A 9,139-nucleotide genomic window follows, 5' to 3' on the forward strand; every position below is an offset into this window, starting at 1 on the left:
TGCTGCTCCTGACGCCAAGAGGAAGAGGCCGATCATGTCCGTGACGCTGGTCAATCCCGAGGGGTTGCCGAAGCCCGAGGTCTACCGGCAGCTGTCGGTCGCCACCGGATCGAAGCTGGTGTTCCTGGCGGGGCAGGTCGCCCGCGACGCCGACGGCCGACCCGTGGGCGACGGAGACTTCGCCGCTCAGGTCGAGCGGTGCTATCTCAATGTCGCCACCGCTCTGGCCGGGATCGGCGGCTCCTTCGATGACGTGGCGAAGCTGACCATCTACGTCGTCGACTGGAGTCCCGAGAAGATGCCGCTGCTGGGTGAGGGCGTGGGCCGGGCGGCAACGAAGCTCGGCATCGATCCGGTCAAGCCGATCACCCTTCTGGGCGTTGCGGCACTGGGGGAACCCGACCTCCTGGTCGAGGTCGAAGCCACCGCGGTCATCGAATAGCCGTATCACTGCGAGCAGGAAGACCGTGGGGCTGGCCATGTTGAGTCGGGGGGGGATCTGACGGACGGCGAGTGGGCGGTGCTGGAGCCGCTGCTGCCAGTGAGCAACCACCGGTGCGGCCGGTGGCGCGATCACCGGCAGGTGATCAACGGGATCATTCACCGGCTGGGCACCGGGGTGCAGTGGCGGGAGCTGCCCGAACGCTTCGGCCCGTGGAAGACCGTCCACAAGCGGCACTTGCTGTGGTCGGCTGACGGCACCTGGGAGAGGCTCCTGCGGCACGTCCAGTCCGCCGCCGACACCGAAGGCGGCATCGACTGGAACATCAACGTCGACTCCACCGTCACGCGCGCTCACCAGCACGCCGCAGGAGCCCCTCAAACCCCACCGCCCGTGACGCTGAGCCCTTCAAAAGGGGGCCGCCGAAGGCCAGGACGGCGACCGTCGGCCAGCATGATGCTGCACGGCCTCCCGGAGGGGGGTGCCCCCGGCGAAGCCCTCGGCCGGTCACGCGGCGGACTGACCACCAAGATTCACATTGCCGCGGAGGGCCACTGCCGCCCGCTGTCCTTGCTGATCACGCCGGGACAACGGGCGGACTGCACGCCATTCGAGTCGGTCATGGACAAGATCCATGTCCCGCGCGCGGTACGCGGCCGTCCCCGTCGCATACCGGACAGCGTGAGCGCCGACAAGGCATACAGCAACCGCAAGATCCGCGCCTACCTCCGCAAACGCGGTATCCGGCACGCGATCCCGGAGAAGCAGGACCACAAGGCCGCCCGCCTGCGCCGGGGTTCACGCGGCGGACGGCCGCCGGGCTTCGACAAGGCACGGTACAAAGATCGCAACACTGTGGAGCGGGCCATCGGCAAACTGAAGCAGTTCAGAGCCGTGGCCACCCGCTATGCCAAGCGCGGATACGTCTACCTCGGCACCGTCACCGCCGCCGCACTCCTCATCTGGCTCCGTTCGTGATCGGAGGGACAGGACCTAGTGCGGGCCGCCTTCGCTGAAAGGACCTCCTCTCGATGGGATCGACCGAGCAGTCACCCGTGCTCACGATGGCAGAGCTCCTCGCAAGCAGCGGGTATGAGCCGGTGCGCAGCTCCGGGTCCCGGCTGGGTATTCCCACGGGGCTGAAGGGGCTCGACGCCGCGATGGGCGGGCTGGAGCCGGGCACGCTTACGGTCCTTGCGTCCCGGCCGGGCCTGGGCAGGAGCAGCCTGTTGCAGAGCATCTGCCAGTGGAACGCCAGCGGCACGTTCTTGAGCGGGTTCCCGAAGGTTGAGGAGCGGGAGGTGGTTCCCGTCCTGTTCGCGTCAGCGGAACAGAGCCCGGAACAGATCATGGTCCGCGCGCTGTCCGCAGCCGCCCGGATGGCCAGAGACCGCATTCGTACGGGCGAGTTCGTAGACGACGAGGACATCCGTCGGCTCAAGCGCGCGCAGTCGCTCCTGGAGGCTGCCCCACTGTATGTCCTGGCCCCGGCCGTGTTCACCGACGGACAGCTGGCGGAGCACGCCCGGCGCCTGGTGGGCGGGCACCAGGTCCAGCTGGTCGGCGTAGACGGCCTGGAAGCCATGGGATCAGGTCTTTCCCTGGGCCAGGCAGCCCGGGCTCTCAAGACCCTGGCCCGCGAGCTGGCCGCTCCCGTCATCGTCACCGCTCCGCTGTGGGCCATGTCGCGGCGGCCGCTCTGGAGGCCGGCCCTGGAGGACCTGCACGACGAGTTCGCCTTCGCAGCGGACACCGTGGTCCTGGTCCACCGCGAGGACGCGTACGACCGGACGGCCCGGCCCATGGAAGCCGACCTCATGGTCGCCAAGGCGCGGAGCGCCCGACCCGCCATCGCAGCTGACATCGCCTTCCAACCCCACTACGCACGCTTCACCGACATCGTGGCCGCCGCGTAAGGGAGAAGCTCTGACGGCTGAGGCCGCCGCGCTGCGCCGAGCCCCTCACCATCTGCGGCATGCAGCCCGTGCCGAGCGTGCCGGGCAGACGGTGCGACCAGCTCTCCCGCGCTGCGTCATGCCCGATGAGTTCGTGCGCTCGTCCGGCCGGATTCAGCGGGCGCCAGCCGGTGATGCGGCGTCGGCTGCGACGACGTACCGCAGGTCTTCGTCTTCGTCCCGGGTCTCCAGGCGAGTGCGGTGAAGCGCAGAGAGCAGTCAAAGACGCGCTCAAGGCGCTGACACGGGGCAGGAGGCGATGGGGGGAGGCTGCCCGCACACGCTGGCCTGCCCCCGTATCTGCACGGTCGCAGCGCCCGGCGGGAGGACATATGCCTGAGGTGAGCCTTCCTATTGAGCCGTCAATTTCCCGCCGGAGGAGCCCTCGTTCGCACCTTCCTGGTCACTTTTCCGACGGGCCTGGGTGCGCAGGGCGCAACAGCAGCGCTGAGACCGGTGGGCGCCGTAAATTTCAGGCCGTTCCGCCCCGATCTTGAAGTGGGGCTAATTCCCCTCGCGTGGCACAGACGTTCGAGCAAATCGCGGTCATGCTCACCGGGATGTGCGCCAGGTTGTGGGCCTCTCGTGACCGCAGGGGTCTGCGAGATATCTCTTCCTGTGGGGGGAAGTCTTGACGCAACGCACCATGGGTGCGCGTGTTTCGCGCGCCCGGACGAGAACCAGCATCGCCACCGCCGCCGCTCTGGCCACCGGTGCCCTGACCCTGTCCCTGCTGCCGGCCGCGGGCACCGCCGCGGCCGACGATCCGGACTCGGCGTGGGGTAAGGACGCTCCGTCGTTCTCGATGCCCGACGTGAAGGTCGGTTCGAACAAGCCGGTCGCACCACAGGCCGAACGCACGCCCTCGCACGAGGTCGCTGCCTGGCGCGCGCAGCAGAAGAAGCGCACAAAGGGCGACGCGGCCCGCTCCGTCCAGGAGATACCCGCCCATGTGCCCGAAGGCCAGGGCGACGTGCCCTGGCACAAGATCAGCAACTTCGCGATCACGGACGCGCTCACAGCCCGCGTCAACTTCTCCACCGGCAACCTGATACTGACCGCAACCGACTTCTCCATCGCGGGCGTCGGCCAGCAGCTCACCCTCGCCCGCACCTACAACTCCCTGGACGCGCCGTGGGGCAAGGTCTCCCAGCGCTGGTGGCAGCAGTACGAGCGCTACCTCCAAGTCCTCGACGGCGAAGTGGTGCTCTACGACGCCTCCGGCGACACCCTGCGTTTCAAGAAAGCTACCGACGGCTCCTTCACCACCCCAAGGGTTACTCCAAGGAACTGAAGAAGAACGCCGACGGCACCTACACCGTCACCAACTGGAAGTCGCACACGAAGGACACCTACAACGAGCACGGCACCCTGACCAAGGTCACGGACAAGAACAAGGGCACCATCACCGTCACCCAGCACGACGAGGGCGACGAGCACAAGGGCTTCAAGCTGACCGAGACCCGCTCGGGCCGCTGGATCGACCTGCTCAAGACCAACGCCTCGCAGTGGCAGGCCAAGGACAACTCCGGCCGCACCGCCGTCTTCGACCTCGACGCCGACGGCAACCTGCACAAGACCACCGACGCCGAAGGCAAAACCACCACCTTCGGCTACGACACCTCCAACCGCCTCACCAAAATCACCACAGCGGAGGGCCGCGTCACCGTCTTCACCTACGACGACGCCAACCGCATCACCTCCATGCTGCGCGCCACCGACTTCAACGGCTCCGGCCGCACCGGCCCCGCCTGGACCTACAAGTACAGTGCGGAGTCTCCGACAGCGGCCGGCACGACGACCGTCACGGACCCCGAGCTGCGCGCCACGAAGTACGAGCACGACGGCGACGGCCAGGTCGACGAGGTCACCGACGCGCTCGGGCACAAGCGATCCACGAAGTACGACGCGAACCACAACGTCGACACGGCCACTGACGCCATGGGCACCGGCACCACGCCCGGCAACGTGTCCGACTACGGCTTCAACACCCGCAACAACCTGGAGTCGGTGAAATCTCCCACCGGCGGGAAGTCGGTCACCAGCTGGCAGACGATCGCCGGCGGAGACAAGCCCAAGGACTCCACCAACGCCGACGGCGAGAAGACCTCCTACACCTACGACACGGCCGGCAACACCAAGTCGGTGGCCCAGACCGGCACCGGCGGCGGCAACGTGTCCTACACCTACAACCCCGCCACCCCCGACTGCGGCGGCTTCGAGGGAGAGCGGTGTACGGCGCAGACGAAGATGTCCGCGTCGAAGACGGTGAAGACGTCCTTCACCTACGACGACAAGGGCAACCTCACCAAGGTAACCCCGCCCAAACCGCTGGGGCAGACGACCTACACCTATGACGCGTTGGGCCGCACCGAGACCCTCACCGAAGGCCGCGGGGTGAAGAAGGTCTTCACCTACGACCACCTCGACCGCATCAAAACGGTCTCTACCAGCAACGGCACGGTCCGCTACTGGTACGACGGTGACGGCAACCTACGTCAGCGCGACGACTCCACCGGCACGATCACCTACCAGTTCGACCCGCTCCAGCGTGAGACGATCCGCACCCTGCAGGACGGCTCCCAGACCCTGCTGCCCTACACGCCCGCGGGCAACATCGACTACTACCAGGACCCAGCCGGCAAGACCGACTACACCTGGAACGAGGTCAACAAGCTCAAGGAGTTCAAGGACCCGGCGGGCAAGACCACCACGTACAAGTACAACAACAACGACATCCGCACCCAAACCGCCTACCCCGGCGGCACCGTGCAGACCGTCGACGTCGACGACTCAAGCCGCCCCAAGAACATCAAGGCCACCTCCCGCAAGGGCACCCTGGTCGACCTCACCTACACCTACGGCTACGGCACCGACGCCAAGACCGACGGCGACAAGATCCGCACCAAGACCGACGCGGTGACCGGCATGAAGACCAGCTACACCTACGACGGCGCAGGACGCTTCTCCTACGCCGAGGAGAAGAAGGGCTCCACGCTCAACTCCTCCTGGCAGTACTGCTACGACCTCGCCGGGAACCTCACCAGCCAGGGCACCGCCGAAGGCTGCCCGCGCGGCACCACCTACACCATCAACGACGCCCAGCAGATCACCGCCAAGAACGACTCCACCACCAACTGGTCCTACGACGCCGAAGACAACGAGACGGCCGGCGCCTCCACACCGGAGGGCACCCGCACCGGCGAGAAGTGGTCGGGTCACAGCCAGCTCACCTCGCTCACCTTGGACAGCAAGAAGTATGACGGTCAGTACGGTTCCACGGACCAGAGCGAGCGCATCAAGCTCGGCGACACCTACTTCCACAACGGCCCGCTCGGCCTGTCGGCCACCTCAACTGCCGGTGTGGACACGGGCTTTAACCGTGAACCCGGGGGCACTCTCAACTCCATGACCCGGGATGGGAAGACGTACTTCTACCTCACCGACGCGCTCGGCTCCGTCGTAGCGGTCACCGACGAGGCCGGCGAGAAGGTCAACACGTACTCCTACAGCCCCCGCGGCGTCACCCGCTCCACGAGCACCGAGAAGACCACCCAGCCCTACCAGTTCGCCGGCGGCTACCAGGACCCCACCGGCCTCTACCACTATGCGGCCCGCTACTACGACCCCAACATCGGCAGCTTCACCCAGCCCGACCCATCGGGTCAGGAAAAGAACCCGTACCTGTACGCGGAGGGTGACCCGGTCAACCGGATCGATCCGAGTGGTCTCTCTGCCTTCGGCAATATCGGCAAGCTTTTCGATGCCAAAGACTATGGCGAACTCGGAGCCTCTCTCATCAAGGGGGACTTCAAGGGCGCGGCGTCGATCGGCATCGGGATCTGGGCAGGCGCGGTTACGGGGGCGGCATGCGAGTCCAGCTTGGCTGCTCTCTCGGTTCCGACGGGAGGAGCCGCAGGTGTGGCCGGTCAAGGGGCCTGCTTCACGGCTTCGTACTACGCCGGTCAATGGGCACAAGGGCAGGCGGAGAAGCACCTATAGAAAGTGAGGTTCCGTAGATGGAGCAGTACCTTGCCGAATCACTTGCCAGAGGCGCGTCAGGGCCCTCGATGCCCCTTTGGCTACTGATCGTCGCGCTCGTGGTTCTGGTCGCACTCGCGATCTACGGGATCTCACGAAAGCGCAAAGGGCACTAGCCGGAATGGGCCCCGAGGTTTCCTTGGGGCCCACTCATTTGGGGCTTGCCCGTCGAGAAGGCCGAACGACAGGTCCTGCGCGAGCTGGCCGCCGGGTGCGGGCAGGAGACGGTGGAGGACGAACCCGCCAGCTGGCCAACGCGTCTGCGCCCCCGGGCCTCCGGGGGCGGACATCCCGCATGACCTCCTGGCGGATCCACCCCTAGGGCCTGTCCGGCGGATCATGCCGCGGGTCGCGGGGTCTGGCACGCCGATCTGCGGCGTTGTCGTCGGTTGACAACGCTCCGCGTTGCCGCCCTCCTCCGCCTTGCATCTCGACGCACCAGACCCCGCTCATCTCGTGCACAGTTGCGTGTTCGCCTTCACCGCGGCTCTCCTGGGCACGCTGTACCGACTGCTCGAGGGCGGCCATGAGGTCGAGGACCTTCCCGGCCGGCTCCTCCTCGGCTGCCCGCGGCGGCTTCTCGCCGTGGGCCTTGGCGTGGATGACCTCCTCCAGGGCCTTGGTGTAGCGGTCGGTGGCCCACCCCTGGCCGGTGATGTCCTCGACGGTCACGGAGCTGATGAGCAGGAGGGCCGGCTGGATCTCGTCCTCTGTCAGCTTCAGGGGTGCGGGGGCGATCGCCTCGGGGCTGCGCACTTCGTCATCCCATGTCATGGCGTGCAGGACGATCACGTCGTCTTTCACCCGCAGCAGGCCCAGCCTCTCGCGCCCGTGCCACGCGAATTTCGCGATGGCCGCCTTGCTGCTGCGTTCCAGGGCTTTCCGGAGCAGCACGTAGGGCTTGGCCGCGACCTGCCCGTCGCCCTGGAGGTAGTAGCCCTCACCGATGCGCACCAGGTCGATCGATTCGTAGGGCACGAACGCCGCGATCTCGATCGCCTTCGCGGTGGGCAGCGGCATGTCGTCCATCTCGGCGTCGTCGATGGCGACGATCGTGCCGGTGCTCGCCTCGTAGCCCTTGCCGATCTCGGCACTCGGCACCTCGCGGTCCTCGATCTCGCAGATCTTCCGCGTGCGGATCCGGCCCATGTCTGCCAGGTGGTACTGGTGGAAGCGGACCGAGTGGTTTTCCGTCGCAGGGAGCACCTTGATCGGGATGGTCACCAGGCCGAAGCTGATGGCGCCGGACCAGACAGGGCGGGCAGGCATGGCGGTACCTCCATGGACGGCCCCGAGACGACCAGCCTAGGAAGGCCCGCCGCCGCTCGCATGCCCAGCCCGCCGCGATCATCCAGGGGCACCGCCGCATCTTGGCCCGCAGGTGCAGGTGGGCTTCCTCAGTCCAGTACGCCGAGCTCGGTGTCGGGCCGGCAGCGGATGCAGGCGCTGACGCCCTCGTTGAGGGCCTGGCGCGCTTGGTCTAGGTCGGCGCCGCGGGTGCGTTTGCCCGCCATGTGGCAGCCGCCGCCACGCGTACACCGGACGCTTCTCCTGGGCTATGCCCCAGCTCGATCAGCCAGTCCGGGGCCGGAGGCCGGGCCCGCAGGCCGCGGATGCGTTCCGCCTCGCGCCGTTCCTCGTCCGCGATCCATCTGCGGGTGCGCGCCAGGTCTCGCTCCTGGACCCGTTCCAGGAAGCGGAGCACCTCGATACGGCGGAGGTCGGTCATCGTGCGAGCCGGTAGTTCCTCCAGCTGCCGCTGTCCGCACGCACCAGGGCGCCGGCCTGCTCCAGGCGGCGCAGCTGGTAGAGGACGGAGGAGGGACTGGACAGGCCCACCGCGGCGCCGATCTCCCGCACAGTGGGAGCCTCGCCGCTCTCCAGGATGCGGTCGCGGATGCAGGCAAGGACCGAGTTCTGGCGGTTGGTGATATCCCAGGAGCGGCGGGTCATGACGGCTCCTGGGCGCGTCGGCGCAGTTCTGCCTGCTCGGCACGCGGCACGTCCTGGACCAGGCGGCGGGAGAGGCCGATGAGCCGCCGTCGCAGGAGGGTGTTGTAGTCAGCGGGGGCCTTGGCGAGGGCCTGGTAGGTGCGGGTCCAGTCGCGCTGGGTCTGTACGAGATCGGGGGAGTAGTTGTTGTGCACCATGCCGCCAGTAGAGCATGCGTTCGAATTGCTGAGCCAGTTGTCGCCTGTCCCGTCTCAGTTGATCTGGTCCGTGGACAGTGCTGTGACCTGCGGCGACCAGTTCATTTGAGACGCCGGGGTGCCGGGAGTCCCAGGTGATCTGGTCCCGGGAGTCGGGATTGTGGGTGTTGTCTCAGGTGATCTGGTCCGGTTCCGCCGTTGGGTTTGACCGCGTCCAGGGGCGAGGCGGCCACTGGCCCGGACGCGCCGGCACGGAGGAATGGCCTTCCGGTTACTGCCGTCTGAGCGCAGTGGCGATGGCGGTTGTCACATTCGTGGGCCCGGCGGTGTCTTCATGCCAAACAGGCAAACGTCCAAGGAGAACACCATGGCGCTACGCATCCCGAAGGCCGAGCTCCCCGCCGGGCTCCGCGAAAACCTGATCAAGCAGCTCGGCTCCGTGCCCGAGCCCAACGAGGTGCTGTGGAACAACCCCAAGCTTGCCAAGGACAACCAGGAGTTCGCAGCCAAGGTGGCCACCTGGGACGCGGCCGACGCGAGCCTCAAGACGT

General features: G+C 67.2%; 8 protein-coding genes and 2 pseudogenes. 5 read left to right on the plus strand and 5 right to left on the minus strand.

Annotated elements, in window-relative coordinates; all coding sequences use genetic code 11:
• Nucleotides 1–34 precede the first annotated feature (34 nt).
• The 4 genes and pseudogenes from IG54_RS0132210 to IG54_RS38535 all read left to right on the plus strand — a co-directional run bounded on the left by IG54_RS0132210 (nt 35) and on the right by IG54_RS38535 (nt 6,399).
• The gene (locus tag IG54_RS0132210) at nt 35–442 is read left to right on the plus strand and encodes a RidA family protein (RefSeq protein ID WP_030792843.1); all 408 of its coding nucleotides are present in this window, start codon (nt 35–37) and stop codon (nt 440–442) included.
• 57 nt (nt 443–499) lie between these two features.
• Entirely contained in the window at nt 500–1,420 is a 921-nt protein-coding gene (locus IG54_RS0132215) for an IS5 family transposase (protein WP_030792846.1), read from the plus strand.
• A 53-nt stretch (nt 1,421–1,473) separates the two neighbouring features.
• Entirely contained in the window at nt 1,474–2,358 is an 885-nt protein-coding gene (locus IG54_RS0132220) for a DnaB-like helicase C-terminal domain-containing protein (protein WP_030792848.1), read from the plus strand.
• A 685-nt stretch (nt 2,359–3,043) separates the two neighbouring features.
• Nucleotides 3,044–6,399, plus strand: a pseudogene (locus tag IG54_RS38535) (RHS repeat-associated core domain-containing protein).
• Between the two features lie 357 nt (nt 6,400–6,756).
• Here IG54_RS38535 and IG54_RS0132230 read toward each other — a convergent pair.
• The 5 genes from IG54_RS0132230 to IG54_RS0132245 form a co-directional block, all read right to left on the minus strand.
• On the minus strand, nt 6,757–7,707 hold the full coding sequence (locus tag IG54_RS0132230; protein WP_078594759.1) for a Ku protein: 951 nt from the start codon (nt 7,705–7,707) through the stop codon (nt 6,757–6,759).
• A gap of 128 nt (nt 7,708–7,835) precedes the next feature.
• The gene (locus IG54_RS43240) at nt 7,836–7,952 is read right to left on the minus strand and encodes a DUF6233 domain-containing protein (protein ID WP_234336430.1); all 117 of its coding nucleotides are present in this window, start codon (nt 7,950–7,952) and stop codon (nt 7,836–7,838) included.
• A complete protein-coding gene (locus tag IG54_RS38540) occupies nt 7,919–8,167 on the minus strand; it encodes a hypothetical protein (protein WP_037898135.1) in 249 nt (82 codons plus the stop codon). Before IG54_RS38540 ends, IG54_RS43240 begins: the two co-directional genes overlap by 34 nt.
• Nucleotides 8,164–8,391: a LexA family protein gene (locus tag IG54_RS0132240; protein ID WP_051820242.1), complete on the minus strand. Its 228-nt coding sequence runs from the start codon at nt 8,389–8,391 to the stop codon at nt 8,164–8,166. Before IG54_RS0132240 ends, IG54_RS38540 begins: the two co-directional genes overlap by 4 nt.
• Entirely contained in the window at nt 8,388–8,588 is a 201-nt protein-coding gene (locus tag IG54_RS0132245) for a hypothetical protein (protein ID WP_030792851.1), read from the minus strand. Before IG54_RS0132245 ends, IG54_RS0132240 begins: the two co-directional genes overlap by 4 nt.
• A 367-nt stretch (nt 8,589–8,955) precedes the next feature.
• Between IG54_RS0132245 and IG54_RS0132250 the strand changes: the two are divergent.
• Nucleotides 8,956–9,139 (plus strand): annotated as a pseudogene (locus IG54_RS0132250) (carboxymuconolactone decarboxylase family protein); the annotation flags it as partial.

Origin of the sequence: Streptomyces sp. NRRL S-920 (assembly GCF_000717945.1) — a bacterium.
Lineage (GTDB): Bacteria > Actinomycetota > Actinomycetes > Streptomycetales > Streptomycetaceae > Streptomyces > Streptomyces alboniger.

What these genes read in the sequence shown, in the direction of transcription:
- IG54_RS0132220 (WP_030792848.1), top strand. Translation starts at nt 1,474, where the DNA reads ATGGGATCGACCGAGCAGTCACCCGTGCTCACGATGGCAGAGCTCCTC.
- IG54_RS0132230 (WP_078594759.1), bottom strand. Translation starts at nt 7,707, where the DNA reads ATGCCTGCCCGCCCTGTCTGGTCCGGCGCCATCAGCTTCGGCCTGGTG.
- IG54_RS0132210 (WP_030792843.1), top strand. Translation starts at nt 35, where the DNA reads ATGTCCGTGACGCTGGTCAATCCCGAGGGGTTGCCGAAGCCCGAGGTC.
- IG54_RS38540 (WP_037898135.1), bottom strand. Translation starts at nt 8,167, where the DNA reads ATGACCGACCTCCGCCGTATCGAGGTGCTCCGCTTCCTGGAACGGGTC.
- IG54_RS0132240 (WP_051820242.1), bottom strand. Translation starts at nt 8,391, where the DNA reads ATGACCCGCCGCTCCTGGGATATCACCAACCGCCAGAACTCGGTCCTT.
- IG54_RS43240 (WP_234336430.1), bottom strand. Translation starts at nt 7,952, where the DNA reads ATGGCGGGCAAACGCACCCGCGGCGCCGACCTAGACCAAGCGCGCCAG.
- IG54_RS0132245 (WP_030792851.1), bottom strand. Translation starts at nt 8,588, where the DNA reads ATGGTGCACAACAACTACTCCCCCGATCTCGTACAGACCCAGCGCGAC.